Raw genomic sequence first — 18,333 nt, 5'->3', positions numbered from 1 at the left:
CCCGTACGTCGGCCCGGCGGGCAGGTTGCCGGGGCCGTCAAGGGCGGCCCGGTCCGCCTCGTCGCGTGGCTCGCGCCGGACGAGGCGGACCGGGCACCGCTCAGGCGGGCGGCTGCCACCGCCCGGTCCGGTTCACAGCCGGGCGAGTTCGTCGACCAGGTCGTCCAGGCCCAGCGAGCCCTGCGAGAGCGCCGCCATGTGCCAGGCCTTGAGGTCGAAGGCGTCGCCCTGGCGCTCGCGCGCCTTCTCGCGGCCCAGCAGCCAGGCCCGCTCGCCCAGCTTGTAGCCGATCGCCTGCCCCGGAATCGTCAGATAGCGAGTCAGCTCGCTCTCCACGAACTCCGCCGAACGGCTGCTGTGCGCACCGAAGAACTCCTCGGCCAGCTCCGGCGTCCAGCGCTCACCCGGGTGGAACGGCGAGTCCGCCGGAATCTCCAGCTCCAGGTGCATGCCGATGTCGACGATGACGCGGGCCGCGCGCATCATCTGCGCGTCGAGGTAGCCGAGCCGCTCCTCGGGGTCAGTGAGGAAGCCCAGCTCGTCCATCAGCCGCTCCGCGTACAGCGCCCAGCCCTCGCAGTTGGCGCTGACCTGGCCGACGGTGGCCTGGTAGCGGGAGAGCCGGTCCGTGACGTGCACCCACTGCGCCAGCTGGAGGTGATGGCCCGGAACTCCCTCGTGGTACCAGGTCGACACCAGGTCGTAGACCGGGAAACGGGTCCTGCCCATCGTCGGCAGCCAGGTGCGGCCCGGACGGGAGAAGTCCTCGCTCGGACCGGTGTAGTACGGGGCTGCCGCGCCACCGGGCGGGGCGATACGGGACTCCACCCGGCGCACCCGCTCGGCGAGCTCGAAGTGAGTGCCGTCCAGCTCCTCGATCGCCCGGTCCATCAGGCCCTGGAGCCAGGCCCGCACCTCGTCGACGCCCTCGATGTGCCGGCCGTGCTCGTCGATGTGCGCGAGCGCCACCCACGGCGTTTCGGCGCCGGGCAGGATCTTCTCCGCCTCCTGCCGCATCTCCCCGAGGAGACGGTGGAACTCGGACCAGCCGTACGCGTACGCCTCGTCCAGGTCGAGATCGGTGCCGTTGAAGTAGCGTGCCAGCCGGGCGTATCGCTCCCGGCCCACGGTCTCGGGGGCGCCCTCGATGGCCGGGGCGTACACGTCCCGCATCCAGTCCCGCAGCTCCACCACGGCCGCAGTCGCCCCGCGGGCCGCCTTGTCCAGCTCGCCGCGCAGCGCCTCGGGGCCCGCGGCGGCGAAGTCCTCGAACCAGCCCCGGCCCGCACCGGTGTCCGCCCACTCGGTGAGCTGCTGCTGGAAGGTGGCCGTCGGGCGCGGTGCCGCGTAGAGCTTGCGCTCCAGGCCCAGCGTGAGCGACTCGCGGTAACCGGCCAGCGCCGCGGGCACCGCGCGCAGCCGCTCGGCGATGGCCGCCCAGTCCTCCTCGGTCCCGGCCGGGGTGATGGCGAAGATCTCCCGCACCGAGTGCGCGGGCGTGCCCAGATTGCCGACCGCGCGCAGGCCCTCGTCGGCCTCGTGCACGGCGAGTTCGGCGGTCAGCCGTTCCCGCAGCAGGCGGGCGCACCGGCGCTCGATGTCGCTGTCCGCTCCGGGCTGCCGCTCGGCCTCGTCGAGCCGTGCCAGGGTGGCCCGGGCCAGCTCCGCCAGCGCTTCCTGGCCGGCGGGCGAGAGGTCGGGCAGTCGGCTCGAACTCTCCTTCACACCGAGATAGGTACCGGTGACGGGATCGAGGGCGATGAGGTCGTCGACATAGGCGTCGGCGACAGCGCGGGGCAGCGGGCTCTTGGTCTCTGACATGCGGACCATCCTCGTACGGCGCCCGCCGGGCGTCACCCGGATTGAGCCGAGGGCGAAGGCGGGAGCAGCGGGCCGCACTCCCACTGCTGGAAGATCAACCGGGTCTCCACACGCGCCACTTCCCGCTGCGAGGTGAACTCGTCCAGAACCAGCCGCTGGAGATCGGTCATGTCCGCCACCGCGACATGGACCAGGTAGTCGTCGGGACCGGTCAGGTGGAAGACGGTCCGCGACTCCGGCAGGGCCCGGATCCGGTCCACGAACGGCCCGACCAGCTCCCGCCGGTGCGGTCTGACCTGCACGGACAGCAGGGCTTCCAGCCCACGCCCGAGCTTCGCCGGGTCCAGCCGCAATTGATGGCCGAGAATCACCCCCGCCCGCCGCAGCCGGGTCACCCGGTCCAGGCAGGTCGACGGTGCGACCCCGACCTGCGCGGCGAGGTCCCGGTACGTCGTCCGGGCGTCGTTCTGCAACAGCCGCAGCAGATGAAGATCCACCGGATCCAGTACGACAGTTTCGGCCACCGGCCGAACGTAGCACGGTGTTCGCCTCCCGTGACCCGGTCGGCGTTCACTCTTCCGCCCATGGAGATCCCTGTGCGCTCGAGAGCTCTGGCCACCGAAGCCGTGCACGCCGGCCGCGACGACCTCGCCGGCCTGGGCCTGCACGCCCCGCCGATCGACCTGTCCACCACCTACCCCTCCTACGACAGCCGCGGCGAGGCCGCCCGCATCGACGCGTTCGCCGAGACCGGCGCCGACCCGGACGGACCGCCCGTCTACGGACGCCTCGGCAATCCGACCGTCGCCCGCTTCGAGACCGCCCTGGCCCGGCTTGAGGGCACCGACTGCGCGGTGGCGTTCGCCAGCGGCATGGCCGCGCTGAGCGCGGTGCTGCTGGTACGGGCCTCGATGGGCCTGCGCCATGTCGTCGCCGTACGCCCGCTCTACGGATGCAGCGACCACCTGCTGACCGCCGGTCTGCTCGGCACCGAGGTGACCTGGACGGACCCGGCCGGCATCGAGGACGCGCTGCGCCCCGACACCGGCCTGGTGATGGTGGAGTCCCCGGCCAACCCGACCCTCGCCGAGGTCGACCTGCGTGCCGTCGCCCACGCCTGCGGCTCGGTCCCGCTGCTCGTGGACAACACCTTCGCCACCCCGGTGCTCCAGCGCCCCGCCGAGCAGGGGGCGCGCCTGGTGCTGCACAGCGCGACCAAGTACCTCGGCGGACACGGCGACGTGATGGCGGGCGTCGTGGCCTGCGACGAGGAACTGGCCGGGCGCCTGCGGCAGGTCCGCTTCGCCACCGGCGGGGTCCTGCACCCGCTCGCCGGCTACCTGCTGCTGCGCGGGCTGTCCACGCTCCCGGTGCGGGTCCGCGCGGCCTCCGCGACCGCCGCCGAACTGGCCGGCCGCCTCGCCGCCGACCCCCGGGTGACCCGGGTCCACTACCCGGGCATCGGCGGCGCGATGGTCGCCTTCGAGGTGGCCGGAGACCCCCACGAGGTCATCGCCGGGGTCCGCCTGATCACGCCTGCGGTCAGCCTCGGCAGCGTGGACACCCTCATCCAGCACCCGGCGTCCATCAGCCACCGCATCGTGAACGAGGGTGACCGAAGGGACGCCGGGGTGAGCGACCGGCTGCTGCGCATGTCGGTGGGCCTGGAGGACGTGGAAGACCTCTGGACGGATCTGGACAACGCCCTGAGCGGGAACCCGCCCAGGGGCGCGGGGAACTGCGCGACAAGCCACAGAACACCCGCACCCGCCATCCGGCCTTAGCCCTTACGGCGCGCGGCCTCTTCCATACCCACCCGCACCTGCGAGGCGAGCCTGGCCGTGATCACCAGCGTGCCCTCCTCGATCTGGTAGTCGAGCGGCAACCCGAGCCCTCGCATCGCGGCCACCATCCCGGTGTTGGACGACTGAGTCACCGCGTACACGCTCTCGCACCCGGCCTCGACAGCCATCCCCACCAGCCTGCGCAGCAGCTCCGCCCCGATCCCGCGCCGCTGCCACGCGTCCTCGACCAGCAGCGCGACCTCCGTCTCGTCCCCGTCCCACAGGAGGTGACCGAGCCCCACGATCCGCCCGGACGCCGTCTGCACCGCGAGCGTCCGCCCGAACCGCGGGCTGAGGAGGTGGTTCAGATACCGGTCCGCGTCACCCACGGGCCCGTGATACCGCATGCCCAGCGTCCGCGACGAGCACCGCTCGTGCATGGCCTTCGCCGCCTCGACATCGCCGGTGTGAGCCCGCCGGACGGTGATGTCGCTGCCCTCCTGCAGCGTCAGCACGTCCTGGCTGCGCGGCACCCGGGGGCCGAGCCGGGCGTCCAGCTCCACCAGGGCCCGCGCCCGCGCGAACTCGGTGGGGGTGAACGGCAGATACGGCCGCTCCACGGTGATCACTCCGCCCTCGGGGGCCCGCAGCCGCATCACGGTGTCCTCCAGGACGCCCTCCACCGGAACGCCCTCCGGCGCCCGTCCGGCGACCGGCGCGGCGGGCAGCTGGCGGATGGTGCAACGGCCCAGCAACTGCCGCAGCGCGAGCGGTAGTTCCGCCGCGTCCAGGGCGGTGCGGGTGGCGAGGCCCAGGACCCGGGTCGGCGCGTCCACCAGGTCGTGGGCGTCGGCGCGCTCGGTCCAGGTGCTGGTGCCGCCCGCCCGGGAGACGGCCCGGGTGATCTCGGCGACCGCGAGGTCGCCGGGGGCGCGCAGCAGGAACTCGTCCACCGTGCCGTCGCCCAGCGGATGGGTCTGGAGGCTCAGGATGTCGACCCGCCGCTCGGCGAGGGCCGTGCAGAGCACGGCCAGGGATCCCGGCTCGTCCTTCACGGTCGTCCGCATCCGCCACAGGGTGCTCTCGCCGGGCGCGCCCTCGGCCGGCTGCTGCGACGAAGGGTCCGACGGCCCGGCCTGCCGCTCAGCGGCGGGCCGGGCACCGGTATCGTCCGCCGGCGGTGCGTGGCCGTGGCGGCGTGACCACCAGGTGTGGAACGCGGCCGTGGCAACCAGCAGGACCGCTGACACCAGCAGCAGCTCCGGTCCGTCCGGGCCGTGCCCGACCAGGTTGGCCACGGCGTCCGCCACCGCGACGGCCGTGAAGAGCGCGGCGAGTTCGATGACGTCCCGCCGCCAGTGGTGGACGGGGCGCCCGTGCTTCGCACGCGTCACATCAGACATGTCTCGACTCATGCAGCCACTGTGAAGGAATGGTGTTGCGTGATCACGAACGCTTTGTGTCCGGGCGGTAAAGATCGATTCTGCACCTTTTGTCGTTTCTTTTACGGTTGTGTTGCTGGCGTCGGCCGACCTCCGCCTCCAGCCCGGTCGTCCGCCCGTGTCCACGCCGGGCCCCGGGCGTACGGCGTAAAGGGCTACGTCAGGCGGCCACTTCCGTGACCAGCGTGCTGCGCAGCCGACGGGCCTGGGCCACCAGACGGGAGGAGCCGCCCCGCCCGGCCGTCTGCGCCAGGTGCGGCACCTCGCCCCGCGCACCGGCCCGCTCGGCGCAGTCCGCCGCCAGGGCCAGCAGATCCGCGAGCCCGCGCGGCGGGACGGGCGGCCGGTCACCGGCGAGGCCGGCGAGCAGGGCGGGCAGCGTGTGCCGGAGTATCTCCCAGACCGTGGAGTTCGCCCCGGTCGCCGCCGCCGTCCGTAGGGACTCCACGAGCCGCACCGGCTTGACCGCCCCCCTGCCCATCAGCTCCCCGAGGTCGGCGCCCAGCCGCTCCGCGTCGAGCTGTCCCCGTGCGGCCAGCACCAGCAGGGCGTCCACGGCGGCGAGCCGGTCCTCCTCGTGCCGCGCGCCGAGCGCGTACGCGACGCCCAGATGCAGGGCGGGACCCGCCGCGCCGTCCGACTCGGCGAGCCGGGGGAGTATCCCGGCGGCGCCCCGGGTGTCGTCCACGGCCAGGGAGGAGAAGTCCCGCAGCAGCCGGACCGCCACGAGTTCGCGCCGCTCGGGCAGCAGGGCCGTCCAGTGCGGGCGCAGGTCGGCGTCCCAGTGGTAGCAGCGCCAGCGCTCCTGGTAGACGGCCACCGCTCTGCCCAGGGGCTGGAAGTCCGGCGGGAAGTCCTGCTGCAGCTCCGCGAGTTCGCCGGACTCCAGCAGGACCCGGGGACCCGTGGTGCGCCGTCGCACGGGTGGCAGGGCCGGCCCGTCGGCGGTGAGCCACTGGGCCAGACGCGTGCCCTCGGGGGTGCCGAGCGCCACCGCCCGCCGCGCGGCTGCCCCGGCCGCCGTGCGGTCCCGGCGGCGGACCCGCAGCAGGGCCTGTGCGAAGTCGGCGGGCGCCACCCGGACACCGAGCTCGCGGTAGCCGGCGAGCCGGGTGACCAGCTCGTCCGGTTCGAGGATGCCGGTGCTCCAGGTGGGGGTGGAGAGGAGGAAGGGCGGCGGATCGGCGTGGACCCGGTGCGCGATCTCCCCTATCCGGGCGTTGAAGGCGCGGGCGAGAGGGCTGTGCACGCAGCCCGCTCCGGACAGCGGGTCCTGGAGCGGCGCACGGTAGCCCTCACCCGGTGACTTGCGCAGCAGGCCCGCGAGGACGAGCTCCAGATGGCGGTGGCCGAAGAAGCTGCTCGCATGGACGGTGTCGGCGGTGAACCAGCTCAGTCGGCTCACCACCGGTTCGAGGGCTTCGCGCAGGGCGCGCGGGTCCCGGTGGGCGTGGCGCACCAGGCCGTCGAGGGTGCGCTCGAAGGCGACCATGTCATCGGCGCCGCCTGCCAGCAACGCCCCCACGTCTTCGGCGAGTTCGGCCGCCGACTCCGCGGCGGGCGCCAGGCGCAGCGGCACCGGTACCGGTGGCAGCGCCTCCTCCCACCCCTGCGTCGTGACGGGGACGCTGCCCAGGGCCTCGGCCACCCGGGCACGCAGGACCGGACCGGCCTGTTCGGCCCCGGCGAGGAGTGCCTCCCGCACTTCCGGGTCGCCGATCCTCGGCGCGTGCCGCTCCACCAGCTTGACCGCGCGTTCCCGCACCTCGGAGTCCGTGTGCCCGAGGGCCTGTGCCAGGGCGGGCAGCAGCGCGTCGACCCCGGAGGCGTCCTGGGCGAGGACCTTGCCCAGCAGCACGAGCTGGGCCCGCAGCAGCTTCTTCTCGGTGCGGAACAGCACCGCCTCCGACATCTCCGCCAGCCGCCGGGGCGGGAGTTCGCCGGCCAGGGCGAGCCCGGCCAGTACCGACTGGGCGTGCCCGGCGACCGGGGAGGCGGCGTCCGCCGCGAGCGCCGTCCAGTCGGCCACCCGCTCCCGCTCCTCCTGAGGGGTCGGGGCCAGCGCCTGCAACAGCTGGAGGAACACCCGCACGTCGGACGCCCGGCCGCCCCGCAGCAGGCGCGCCACACAGCCGTCCAGCATCGACTTGCGGTCGAGAGTGCCGTCCTCGGTGAGGCGGGCCAGGGACGCGGGCCAGCTGTTGCGTCCCTCCCCGGCGATCCAGCCGAGCACCGGGCCGATGTCGTCGATCTCGAAGAGCGCGGCCACGAGCTCCGCCAGCTGAGGCTCCTGACGGAGCCGGTCGGAGAGGGAGCCCAAGCGCCCCCAGGTGCTGCCGACGTGCCTCAGCCAGCCCTGGAGGTACGCGTCGGTCGTGGGCACCGGGCAGGCGGCCAGCCGTACCAGGCCCGTCAACAGCTCGAAGGGGACGCGGGCACTGACCGGACGCCGGGCGAGCCGGTGGGTGACATCGGCGATCCAGGCGAGGTCCCGGTCGGCGAGGGCGTCGATCAGCCGGGCCGGCGAGGCGGACGCCCAGAGGAAGTCGGTCGCCGCCATCCAGTTCGCCACGGCCGCGGCCCCGGTCTGGCAGGCGGCGCCGGCCAGATGCAGGGCGGGCAGGATCCGCTGCCCCCGATCGCTCCAGCGGTCCGGACGCAGCTCCTTGCGCAGCGCCTTCAACTCGGGGAATTCTGCCCGCCGTTCGGCGTCCGTCATCCCGTCCAGCAGGCTCGCCACCTCGGCGATCCGTCCCGCCCGTACCGCGTCCATCAGCGAACTCATCGCACACCCCCGTCGACTCGTGCCGCCGTCGTCGCCGCCCTCTGCTCAGCCGCGGCGCCGCGCCGCACCATCCGTACCGCCAGGGCGTGCTTGCAGGGCCCGCGCCCGCCCCGGTACTTCCCCCACCACAGGCAGGTGCAGCTCAGCACCCCCGCCTCGTCCCGCACCCGGTGCACATGGCCGTCCTCCGCGGTCACCGTGCCGAGGGCGCCGTCCAGGGCGACCGCGCCCGCCGCCACCAGGGCCCGGGCGGAGCGCAGCCGGGGGTTGTGCCGCTCCACGCGCGCGGAGTCGTACGGCAGCTCCCGGTGGAAATGGGCCGCCTCCGCGGTGTCGTAGCCGACCCGGCCCGAGGTGCCGAGGCGGACCAGGGCCGCGCGCACCCGCTCGGCGGTGAGGCCCGAGGCGGCGGCGAGGCCGGTGACGTCGATGCGCGGCTCCCAGGCGAGGAGCACCGAGATCAGCTCCGCGTCCCCGGCGGCCTCGTCGGTGGCGAGCGCGTCGAGGACGCCGCCCTCGCCGGAGAAGCCGCGGGAGGTGTCGGGCGACAGGGTGAGGGTGAGCCGCATCCCCGGGAGCACCATCTCCCAGGCACTGGCGGTCGCCGCCGAACCCGCGCCGACCGCGGGGCCGTACACCCGCAGGGTGGTGGCGTGCCGGAGGACCCGCTGGAGCGCGCTCAGCCGCTCCGGGCCCGGCAGGCAGACCGCGCCGGGCACCGCGCGGGTGGTCGGGCGCAGTCCGCGGCCCGCCGGGACCACCCAGCGCGGACCTCCCACCGCGCCGCGCGGTCCGGCCTTCGGCAGCGCGCGCAGGAACCGCACCGCCTCGGCGGCGGGCAGTTCGGCGCGCAGGTCGAAGCCGGCGGCGATCACCTGGGACTCCGCGAATCCGCGCAGCCAGCGGTCGGGGAGCGGGACCTTCTTCTCCACCACCGGCCCGTCCAGCGTGGTCACCGTCAGGTCGTCCGGTCCGACGCGCAGGTGCAGCGGATCGTCCGTGCCGATCCTGGACAGCGCCTCGCGCAGCGGGTTGTTGACGTCCACGTTGGTCGTGCCGTGGCCCACCTCGTCGCCGTCCAGGCCCGGCGTCAGCACGTCGAGCCGGGCGTAGACGCCGCCGCAGCCGGAGAACGACTCGAAGCGCAGCCGGTCGCCGTTGCCGGTCACCACCGGATCGAGCGAGGCGCGCAACTGCCGCTGGTAGTAGCGCGCCGCCGCCACGTCGGCCACCGCCAGCAGCCCGGCGGAGGCCGCCTGAGGCGCCGTCAGGAACCCCGTGAAGAAGCGGGGATGGTCGGTGGTGCCGGTGGGCGTCGCGCCCCGTGAGGTCTCCAGGCCCAGGCGCCGGCCGTCCGCGGTGGAGTCCAGCACGGAGGGTCGGCGATAGGCCACTGCGTGCAGTGATCGCGTCATGGGAAAACCGTAGAGGCCACCACTGACAATCGGCTCTCACCTGCGAAAACACCCTCGGCGAGGCCGACTTGAACGTGCCGCGCGCCGGGGGATGACGCCGGTGCGCGACACGGGTGAAGGGTACGCCGGCTACTGGCCGACCCGCCCCGGCTGGAGCACCTGGGTGAACAGCACGGTGCCGTCCTGCTCGCGCAGCCGTACCGTCAGCTCGCCGCTGTCACCGTCGATGTCGACCTCGCCGAAGAACTGGTAGCCCTCGGCGGGGGAGACGTTGGCGACCGTCGGAGCCTTGAGGAAGACCCGCTCCGGCCCGAAGGTGTTGTCGAGCGCGTTGGCGGGGAAGGAGCCGGCGTTCAGCGGACCCGAGACGAACTCCCAGAACGGTGCGAAGTCGGTGAACGCGGCCCGCGAGGGCTGGTAGTGCTGCGCCGAGGTGTAGTGGACGTCGGCGGTCAGCCAGACCGTGCCGGTGATCCGCCGGTGCTTGATGAACCGCAGCAGCTCGGCGATCTGCAGCTCCCGGCCGAGCGGGGCGCCCGGGTCGCCCTGCGCGACCGCCTCGATGTTCGGCTTGCCGTCGCCGGTGTCCGGCACCACCAGGCCGATCGGCATGTCGGAGGCGATGACCTTCCACACCGCCCGGGAGCGGGACAGCTCGCGCTTGAGCCACTCCAGCTGCTCCCGGCCGAGGATGCCCACCGGGTCGGTGCTCTGGTCGTCGGGCGAGTTGGCGTTGCGGTAGGTGCGCATGTCCAGCACGAACACGTCCAGCAGCGGGCCGTGGTGCTGGGTGCGGTAGACGCGGCCGTCGGGGCGGCGCAGCGTGGAGATCGGGTAGTACTCCGCGAACGCCTGCCGGGCACGGGCGGCGAGCACGTCGACGCGCTTCTCGGTGTAGCGGGAGTCGCCGAGGATCTCGCCCGGGTACCAGTTGTTGGTGACCTCGTGGTCGTCCCACTGGATGATCGAGGGGACCCGGGCGTTGAAGGCGCGCAGGTTCTCGTCGAGCAGGTTGTAGCGGAAGTTGCCGCGGAACTCCGCCAGCGTCTCGGCGACCTTCGACTTCTCCTCGGTGGTGATGTTCCGCCAGGTCCGGCCGTCGGGCAGGGTCACGGTCGGGCTGATCGGGCCGTCGGCGTAGATGTTGTCACCGCTGCAGATGAAGAAGTCCGGGTCGAGGCCGGCCATCGTGTCGTAGATGCGGAAGCCGCCGAGGTCGGGGTTGATGCCCCAGCCCTGGCCCGCCAGGTCGCCGGACCAGACGAACCGGACGCCGTCGCGCCGCCTGGCCGAGGCGGTGCGGAAGGTACCGGTCACCGGCTCGCCGGTACGGCGCGGGTCGTCGGGGTCGGTGAGCAGGACGCGGTAGTGGATCTGCTCGCCGGAGGGCAGCCCGCGCAGCCGGGTCGTACCGGTGAAGTCGGTGCCCGCGCCGAGCAGGGGGCCGTGCCAGCGGCGCGGGTTGCGGAAGGACTCGGTGGCGGACGTCTCGACGATCATCCGCGCGGGCCGGTCGGAGCGGACCCACACCAGGCCCGAGTCCGTCGTCACATCGCCCGTCTGCACGCCCCAGCCCGCCTCGGGCCGCCCGGACAGCGCGAACGCGGGCGCCGCACCGAGCGCGGTGGGCAGGGACAGGGCCGCGGAGGCGGCGAGCGAGCCGCGCAGAACGCTGCGGCGGCCGGGGAGCGGACGGTGTGACATGGATGAGCCTCCAGGACGGGATCCGGCCAGTGTGCAGTGCCACACCTACTGGGGCGCCGCAGCGCCCACGGAAACCGCAAGTGAACAACTGACCGCCGGGACAAGGGAACCGGCGGCCGGTTCACACCGCCTCGGCCATGGCCCGCACGCCCTCCCGGATCCGGGCCGGCGACAGATGCGCGTACCCCAGGACCAGCCGTACGTCGTCGTGCTCCCCGCGCGCGTGTGCGCAGTGGGAGAGCAGGCGCACGGCCACGCCGGCCGCGGCCGTGCGCGCCAGGAAGTCCTCCTCGGGCCCGAACCGTTTCGGCAGGACGGCGATCACATGCAGCCCGGCGGCGATGCCCGACACCCGGGACCCCGGGAAGTACTCCTCCAGCGCGGCGACCAGGGCGTCGCGCCGTTCCCGGTAGGCGCGCTGGCAGCGGCGCAACTGCCGGTCGTAGTCCCCGCGCTCCACGAACCGGGCGAACAGCGCCTGGTCGAGGGTGGGATGGCCGAGATCCATCGTCCGTTTGCGTTCGACGACCTCGTCGGCCAGCGCCTCCGGGACGAGCAGCCAGCCGAGCCGCAGTCCCGGCGCGAGCGACTTGCTGACCGAGCCCGCGTAGGCCACCCGCTCCGGGTCCAGGCCCTGCAGCGCGCCCACCGGAGCGCGGTCGTAGCGGAAGTCGCCGTCGTAGTCGTCCTCCAGGACGAAGCCGTCCACCGACCGCGCCCAGTCCAGCAGTTCGGCGCGGCGCCGCGCGGAGTACGCGATCCCGGTCGGGTACTGGTGCGCGGGGGTGGTCACCACGGACCGGGCGTCCGAGGCCCGCAGCGGGTCGAGGGCGAGGCCCTCCTCGTCCAGGGGCAGCGGCACGGCGGCGACGCCCGCGGCGGCGTAGAGCGCGTTGTGCTGGGGGCTGCCGGGGTCCTCCACTCCGACCGTGCGCATCCCGCGCGCGTGCAGCGCGAAACCGAGCAGCGTCGTCGCCTGCGCCACCCCGGAGACGACCACCAGCCGCTCCGGGTCCGCGACCACGCCCCGTCGCCGGGCCAGCAGTTCGGCCAGCGCCGTACGGAGCCGGGGCAGCCCGCGCGGGTCGGGGTAGCCGAGGTCCTGGTGCGGCAGCTCGGCCAGTACCCCCCGCTGCGCCGCGGCCCAGGCGGCGCGCGGGAACAGCGACAGATCGGGGGTGCCGGGCACGAAGTCGGCCCGGGCGCCCGGAGAGCGCGGCGCGAGGTCGTGCGCACGGGGCCGCGCCGACCGTACGGCACCGCCCACCCAGGTCCCGGCGCCCCGGCCACTGCGCAGATAGCCCTCCGCCGTGAGCTGCTCGTACGCCTCGGTGATCAGCCCCCGGGACACCCCGAGGTCGGCCGCGAGGTCCCGGCTCGAGGGCAGGCGCGTTCCCGGAGTGAGCTGCCCGCAGCGCACCGCCTCCCGCAACGCGGCCTGCAACGCCCGCCCACGCGCGCGGGCCGGCGCGGAGGCGGCGGGCAGCAGCAGTTCCCACGCGGCCGAGCCCGTGCCCGTCCGGGCCGCCCCCGTGTGGTCGTCCGGATTGGTCTGTGACGCCGTCATGAAAGTGGACCTTAATCCGGACCGCCGCACTTCCTAGCGTCGCTCCCATGAACTCCACCACGCGCGGGTCCCTGCTCGCCGCGCTCGCCTGTGTCCTCGTCGGAGGGTCCTTCACCGCCAACAGCGTCCTCGGCGACTACCCGTACGCGGGCGGCCAGTTCCTGCGCTACGGCCTGGCCTGTCTGCTGCTCGTCCCGCTCGCCGGCCGGGGCGCCACGGCCCGGCTGAGGAGGCTCACCGCCCGCCAGTGGGGACGCCTGGCGCTGCTCGCGGCCGTCGGCATGGTCGGGTTCAACCTGGCCGTCATCGCCGCCGAACGCACCGCCGAACCGGCCGTCCCGGGCGTGCTGGTGGGCTGCGCCCCGGTGGTCGTCGCCGTCCTCGTCCCGCTGCTCGACGGCCGCCGTCCGCAGCGGGTCGTGCTGTACGGGGCCGCCCTCGTCGCCGTCGGCGCCCTCACCGTCCAGGGCTGGGGCCGTACGGACGCGGCGGGCATCGCCTTCTCGGTGTGCGCGCTGGTCGGCGAGGTCGGGTTCGCCGTCCTCGCCGTGCCCGTCCTGCGCCCCCTGGGCCCGCGGCTGCTGTCCGCCACGGTGTGCGGTGTCGCCGCCGTCGAGTCCGCGACGGCCGCGCTGCTCGTCGACGGCACCGGGTGGCTGCGCCGGCCGGACGCCACCGAGACGGCCGCGCTGCTGTGGCAGGCGGTGATCGTCACCGTGATCGGCTTCGTCTGCTGGTACATGGGCATGCAGCGGATCGGCGCCGAGCGCGCCACGCTGTTCTCCGGCCTCATCCCGGTCGCCGCGGCCTGCACCGCGCCGCTGGTCGGCACGGGCTCCTACGGCGCCGCTCAGGCCGCGGGCAGCGCCCTGGTCGGCGCCGGAGTCGCCCTGGGGTCGGGCGCGTTCGCCCGGCGCGGGCCGGCGGCCGCCGCCTCAGCGGCTGCCGTCGAGGAGCACGCGCGCGACGAGCGCGGGGTCGTCGTTCATCGGGACGTGACCGCAGCCGGGCAGTCGGATCAGCCGCGCGCGGGGGATGATCCGCTTGGCGCGGACCCCCTGGCGGCGGATCAGCACCCGGTCCTTGCTGCCCCAGGCCACGGTGACCGGAAGGCCGGGGATGTCATCGGTGAACTGGACCGCGTTCCCGGCCCGGAGGGTCTCGGTGAAGCTCGTGGCGTTGGCGAGGGCCAGCGTCTCGGCGACCACGGCCTCGGGTGAACGGCGGTGCGGCCGGGCGTAGATGGTGCTGGTCAGCGCGGTGCGGCCGGCCGCCGTGCGGGACAGCCGCTCAACCAGCGGCAGCGGCATGCCGCGGGCGATCCGCCGCATCGACAGCAACAGGGTGAAGGCGTACCGGCGTTCGGCCTGCGTCCAGAACCCGGCGGGGGACAGGGCGGTGACGGACCGCACGAGCTTTTCCCGGCCGAGTTCCAGGGCGAGCAGTCCGCCCAGCGAGTTGCCCGCGACATGCGGCCGCCCGATCTCCAGCGCCTCGCACAGGGCGCCCAGCGCGGCGGTCATCGTGGGCAGGTCGTGCGCGAGCCCTTCGGGCAGCGCGGGGGACGCGCCGAATCCGGGCAGGTCGACGGCGATCACCTCACGCTCGGTCGCGAGGATGTCCAGCACCGGGTCCCAGGCCTGCCGATGGTGACCTATGCCGTGCAGCAGGAGCAGCGGCTCGCCGCGGCCCACGCGCGCGTAGGAGAGGGTCACGGGCCGCGGGCCCCGCGCGGAGGGGACCTCGAAGGAGACGGTGGCGGACAATGGAGTGCTCCTCGTCTGGGACTCGTCGAACGTCGTAGACAGCTTGTCAGCAATTACTACCGACGGGTAGACCCCGGGCGCGCACGCTGTCGGCGGCCGTGAACACGGCGTGATTCGAGCGGTGTTCTTTGCGTCTGCGATGCCTCGCCTGGACACGGCCGGGCAGGTCGGCTGGGATGGTGGCGTGAGCACCGACACCGTGACCGACGTCTTCGAAGAGCACCGCCCCGTCCTCCTGGACGTCGCGTACCGCATGCTCGGACGCGTCGCCGACGCCGAGGACGTGGTCCAGGAGGCCTGGCTGCGCTGGACGGCCGCGGACCGCGCCGAGGTGCGCGACCCGCGCGGCTACCTGGTACGGGTCACGAGCCGCCTGGCCATCGACCGGTTGCGCCGGCTCAAGGCACGCAACGAGGCGTACGTCGGGCCCTGGCTGCCGGAGCCGTACGTCACCGATTTCGGCGACACCGTTCCGGACACCGCCGAACGGGCCGTGCTCGCCGACACCGTCTCCCTCGCCGTGCTCGTCGTCCTGGAGTCGCTGTCGCCCCTGGAGCGGGCGGTGTTCGTGCTCCGGGAGGCCTTCGGCTACCCGTATGCGGACATCGCCTCGATGCTCGACCGGGGCGAGCCCGCGGTCCGTCAGCTCGCCGGGCGGGCGCGCCGGCACGTCGACGAGCGCCGGCCCCGCTACGACGTCGACCCCGCCGAACGCCGTGACCTCACCGAACGCTTCCTCGCCGCCGCCTCCGAGGGCGACCTGGAAGGACTCATGGCCCTGCTCGCCCCGGACGTACGTCTGGTCGGCGACAGCGGTGGCAAGTCCCGGGCGCCCCTGCGCGTCGTGGAGAGCGCCGACAAGGTGGGCCGCTTCCTCGTCGGCGCCGCGGACAAGGGCGTACCCGACGTGTCGTTCCGCTTCCTGGAGGTCAACGGCGGCCCTGCCGTGCTCGCCCTGGGCGACGGCAGGCCCGACAGCGTCTTCCAGCTGGAGGTCCTGGAAGGCCGCATCCAGTCGATCTACGTCATCCGCAACCCCGACAAGCTGCGGTCGCTGGAGCTCGGCCGAGGCGACGGATCTTTGCCGTCGCGTCAGGAAAACAGCCCCGTGCGAACGCCCCATGAACGCTCTGCCGCACGGCCGACGCGCCGCCCATAAGGGGCCGAGGATTGGTATTGACCAAGGGTGGGGGCCGCCCTATGGTCGCAGAGAAGTGCAACAACCTTTAATAAACAAGGCGCTGAAACGCTGCCGGACCACGGCGATTGCGGAGGACAGGGTGGGGACCACGCAACTGGAACCGGTGCCGGAACCGAAGTACTGGCATCTCAAGACCGTGCTCAGCGAGGCGCTGGACTCCGAGTTCGCGGTGGGCGAGATCCTGCCCAACGAACGCGATCTCGCCGCTCGCTTCGGCGTGGCCCGCGCCACGCTCCGACAGGCTCTGGAACAGCTCGAACTGGAAGGCAGGCTGCAGCGTCGCCGCGGGGTCGGCACGACGGTGGCGCCGCCGCGCGTGGGGGTCGCGGTCGGTACCGAGCAGCACGTCTGGCCCGGGGGGACCGGAGACGACTGGCAGCCCGTCGACAGCACCCTGGAGGTGCCGCCCGCGTCCGTCGCAGCGGCCCTGGAGACCGGCACCGACGAGGCGGTGCACCTGGTGCGCCGCTCGCGGGTGTCGCACGGCCAGCCCGTCGCCGCGGAACTGCTCTACGTGCCCGCGTCCTCGGTGCCCGGTCTGACCGCCATCGACGCGCCCGCCGGAGCGGCACGCGCGCGTGCGGTACTGCGCGAGCTGCAGCGACGGGAACTCGAGGGCCGGGAGCGGGCCGTCGAGCTCGGCTCGGCCCGCGCGGACGACGCCAAGCAGCTGGACCGGCTCCCCGGGGCGCCCGTCCTCGTCGTCACCACCCGCTACGTCGCCGAGGGCCGCACCGCGGCCCTGTCGGTGGCCACCTACCGGGCGGACACCTGCCGGCTCACCTTCGGCGACTCCGGCGGTGTGGAGATCCACGAGGGCCCCGAACGCCGGGCATCGTGAGCACAGTCAGACCGCATCACTCCTCGCGCCCCGGAACTCCACCGGGGCGCGAGGCGTCGCACGGTCAACGGCGTGCGGTGACCGTCCCCTCGACCGCGAACAGCTGCTCCTCCACATGGTCCAGCGCCAGCCGCAGCGCCCCCGTCGCGACCGCCGCCTCGCCGAGCAGGGACAGCGTGACCTTCGGCGGCCGCAGGCAGTAGCGCGCCAACTCCCGGCGCAGCGGCTCCAGTACGCCGTCCAGACCGGCCGCCCAGCCGCCCACGACGACCAGTTCCGGGTCGAGCGCCAGCACCAGGGCGGCCACGTCGTGCACGAGCCGGTGGTTGAACCGGTCCACGGCCGCGCGGGCCCGCCGGTCGCCCTTGTGCGCCTTGGCGAACACCTCGGCGACCGCCTGCTCGTCGAGCGGGTGCAGCGGCTCGTCCGTGGTGGACAGCAAGGTCTCCGGTGTCGCCTCCCGGCCCAGCAGGTGCAGGGCGCCGATCTCGCCCGCCGCCCCGCCGAACCCCCGGTGCAGCCGCCCGCCGATCAGCGAACCCGCGCCCGGACTGAGCCCCGCCAGCACGAACACGATGTCGTCGGACTCGGTCGCCGCGCCCTTCCAGTGCTCGGCCACGGCGGCGGCGTTGGCGTCGTTCTCGACCAGCACCGGGCACTTGAAGGACCGGCTCAGCCGCTCGCCCAACGGCAGCCCCGACCACTGCGGCAGCGCCGTGCTCAGCCGTACCGTGCCGTCCGCCTCCACGATCCCCGGTGTCGCGGCGCCCACGGCCCGCAGCGAGCCGCGTGCCACCCCGGCCCGGCGCAGCAGCTCGGCGACCGCGGTCCGCAGCTTCTCCAGCCGCTCGTCGGCGTCGGCCGTCTCCTCGACGTCCTTGGCGATCGAGCCGAGCACCCGGCCGTCGAGGTCGGACAGGAGCGCGGCCACCCGGTGCGGGCCGATGTCCAGGCCCAGCAGATGCCCGGCCTCGGCCCGGAACCGGTACCGCCGGGCCGGCCGCCCCTGACGCCTCGCGACGCTGTCGTCGGCGGCCTTCTCCACGACGTAGCCGGTGCCGATGAGGTCCTCGACCACGCCCTCGACGGTCGGCCGGGACAGCCCGGTCACCCGGGTGATCTCGGTCAGCGTCGCGCAGTCCGTGGCACGCAGCGCGTGCAGCACCACCGCGGAGTTGATCCTTCGCAGCAGCGAGGGATCCCCGCCGGTCAGCCGCCCCACCGTCCGTCCTCCCAGCTCGTGCGCGTGTTGGCCGGATCGTACTCGGCCCGGCGGACCCCGGCGAGCGCCGGGCAACCTGCGGCCTACCGACCGGTCCGTCCGGACCGTCCCGGGCGCCGGATCAACCCGGCGCCACGAACCCCGACTCGTACGCCGCGATCACCGCCTGCGTCCGGTCCCGGGCCCCCAGCTTCGCCAGTACGCCGCTCACATGCGACTTCACCGTCTCGGTGCCGACCACCAGCCGCTGTGCGATCTCCGCGTTGGACAGCCCGCGCGCCATCAGCCGCAGCACCTCCGCCTCCCGCTCGGTCAGCTGCGCCCGCTCCATCGCCGCGCGCGCGGCGGGGTTGCCGCCGTCCTCGCCGTGCGCGGCGGCGAGCTGCCGCACCGACGCCGGGAACAGCAGCGACTCGCCCTCCGCGACCAGCCGGGCCGCGTGCACGATCTCGGCGGGCCGGGCCCGCTTCAGCAGAAACCCGTCGGCCCCGGCGCGCAGCGCCTCGTAGACGTACTCGTCGTTCTCGAACGTCGTCACCACGAGGATCTTCGGCGGACCGTCGATGGTCCGCAGCACCGCGCGCGTGGCCTCGATCCCGTCCAGCAGCGGCATCCGTACGTCCATGGCGACGACGTCCGGCCGCAGGCTCCGCACCAGCGGGATCACCGCCGCACCGTCCGCGGCCTCCCCGACGACCTCGATGTCCGGCTGCGCGTCCAGCACGGCCCGCAGGCCCGCGCGTACGAGGGGTTCGTCGTCGACGAGGAGAACGGTGACCGGCATC

Annotated in this window: 13 protein-coding genes and 1 pseudogene; 4 read left to right on the top strand and 10 right to left on the bottom strand. The window is 73.9% G+C overall.

Annotation, left to right across the window (positions count from 1 at the left end):
- Positions 1 to 132: 132 nt before the first annotated feature.
- Both ACWD1Z_RS09440 and ACWD1Z_RS09435 read right to left on the bottom strand, forming a co-directional pair.
- A complete protein-coding gene (locus ACWD1Z_RS09440) occupies positions 133 to 1,821 on the bottom strand; it encodes a DUF885 domain-containing protein (protein ID WP_451116991.1) in 1,689 nt (562 codons plus the stop codon).
- A 32-nt stretch (positions 1,822 to 1,853) separates the two neighbouring features.
- Entirely contained in the window at positions 1,854 to 2,345 is a 492-nt protein-coding gene (locus ACWD1Z_RS09435; RefSeq protein ID WP_389417573.1) for an Lrp/AsnC family transcriptional regulator, read from the bottom strand.
- 60 nt (positions 2,346 to 2,405) lie between these two features.
- On the opposite strand from ACWD1Z_RS09435, the gene ACWD1Z_RS09430 reads away from it, so the two are divergent.
- Positions 2,406 to 3,605, top strand: coding sequence for a trans-sulfuration enzyme family protein (locus tag ACWD1Z_RS09430; RefSeq protein WP_451116989.1), 1,200 nt, complete (start codon positions 2,406 to 2,408; stop codon positions 3,603 to 3,605).
- Here the strand turns inward: ACWD1Z_RS09430 and ACWD1Z_RS09425 are convergent.
- The 5 genes from ACWD1Z_RS09425 to pdxR form a co-directional block, all read right to left on the bottom strand.
- Positions 3,602 to 5,008, bottom strand: a complete 1,407-nt coding sequence (locus tag ACWD1Z_RS09425; protein ID WP_451116987.1) for a GNAT family N-acetyltransferase — start codon at positions 5,006 to 5,008, stop codon at positions 3,602 to 3,604. The genes ACWD1Z_RS09430 and ACWD1Z_RS09425 overlap by 4 nt on opposite strands.
- Before the next feature lie 199 nt (positions 5,009 to 5,207).
- Positions 5,208 to 7,832 carry a DUF7824 domain-containing protein gene (locus ACWD1Z_RS09420; protein ID WP_451116985.1) on the bottom strand — a complete coding sequence of 875 codons (2,625 nt, stop codon included), beginning with the start codon at positions 7,830 to 7,832 and terminating at the stop codon, positions 5,208 to 5,210.
- Positions 7,829 to 9,247, bottom strand: a complete 1,419-nt coding sequence (locus tag ACWD1Z_RS09415) for an SWIM zinc finger family protein (RefSeq protein WP_451116984.1) — start codon at positions 9,245 to 9,247, stop codon at positions 7,829 to 7,831. The genes ACWD1Z_RS09420 and ACWD1Z_RS09415 overlap by 4 nt, the downstream gene beginning before the upstream one ends.
- Before the next feature lie 129 nt (positions 9,248 to 9,376).
- A complete protein-coding gene (locus tag ACWD1Z_RS09410) occupies positions 9,377 to 10,951 on the bottom strand; it encodes an alkaline phosphatase D family protein (protein ID WP_451116983.1) in 1,575 nt (524 codons plus the stop codon).
- A 121-nt stretch (positions 10,952 to 11,072) separates the two neighbouring features.
- Positions 11,073 to 12,518, bottom strand: a complete 1,446-nt coding sequence (pdxR, locus tag ACWD1Z_RS09405) for a MocR-like pyridoxine biosynthesis transcription factor PdxR (RefSeq protein ID WP_451116980.1) — start codon at positions 12,516 to 12,518, stop codon at positions 11,073 to 11,075.
- Positions 12,519 to 12,565: 47 nt separating this feature from the next.
- On the opposite strand from pdxR, the pseudogene ACWD1Z_RS09400 reads away from it, so the two are divergent.
- Positions 12,566 to 13,351, top strand: a pseudogene (locus ACWD1Z_RS09400) (DMT family transporter); the annotation flags it as partial.
- Positions 13,352 to 13,453: 102 nt separating this feature from the next.
- Here the strand turns inward: ACWD1Z_RS09400 and ACWD1Z_RS09395 are convergent.
- Entirely contained in the window at positions 13,454 to 14,284 is an 831-nt protein-coding gene (locus ACWD1Z_RS09395) for an alpha/beta fold hydrolase (RefSeq protein ID WP_451116978.1), read from the bottom strand.
- A 184-nt stretch (positions 14,285 to 14,468) separates the two neighbouring features.
- On the opposite strand from ACWD1Z_RS09395, the gene ACWD1Z_RS09390 reads away from it, so the two are divergent.
- The gene (locus ACWD1Z_RS09390; RefSeq protein ID WP_451116977.1) at positions 14,469 to 15,443 is read left to right on the top strand and encodes an RNA polymerase sigma-70 factor; all 975 of its coding nucleotides are present in this window, start codon (positions 14,469 to 14,471) and stop codon (positions 15,441 to 15,443) included.
- 121 nt (positions 15,444 to 15,564) lie between these two features.
- A complete protein-coding gene (locus ACWD1Z_RS09385; RefSeq protein ID WP_451116975.1) occupies positions 15,565 to 16,326 on the top strand; it encodes a GntR family transcriptional regulator in 762 nt (253 codons plus the stop codon).
- A gap of 64 nt (positions 16,327 to 16,390) precedes the next feature.
- Here ACWD1Z_RS09385 and ACWD1Z_RS09380 read toward each other — a convergent pair whose 3' ends face one another.
- Positions 16,391 to 17,548 carry an ROK family protein gene (locus tag ACWD1Z_RS09380; protein ID WP_451116973.1) on the bottom strand — a complete coding sequence of 386 codons (1,158 nt, stop codon included), beginning with the start codon at positions 17,546 to 17,548 and terminating at the stop codon, positions 16,391 to 16,393.
- Positions 17,549 to 17,669: 121 nt separating this feature from the next.
- Positions 17,670 to 18,332: a response regulator gene (locus ACWD1Z_RS09375; RefSeq protein ID WP_451116971.1), complete on the bottom strand. Its 663-nt coding sequence runs from the start codon at positions 18,330 to 18,332 to the stop codon at positions 17,670 to 17,672.
- Position 18,333: the final 1 nt, after the last annotated feature.

This window comes from Streptomyces sp. NPDC002784, from assembly GCF_053592135.1.
The sequence above is the reverse complement of the archived record's forward strand: the minus strand, read 5'-3'. Positions and strand labels throughout refer to the sequence as shown.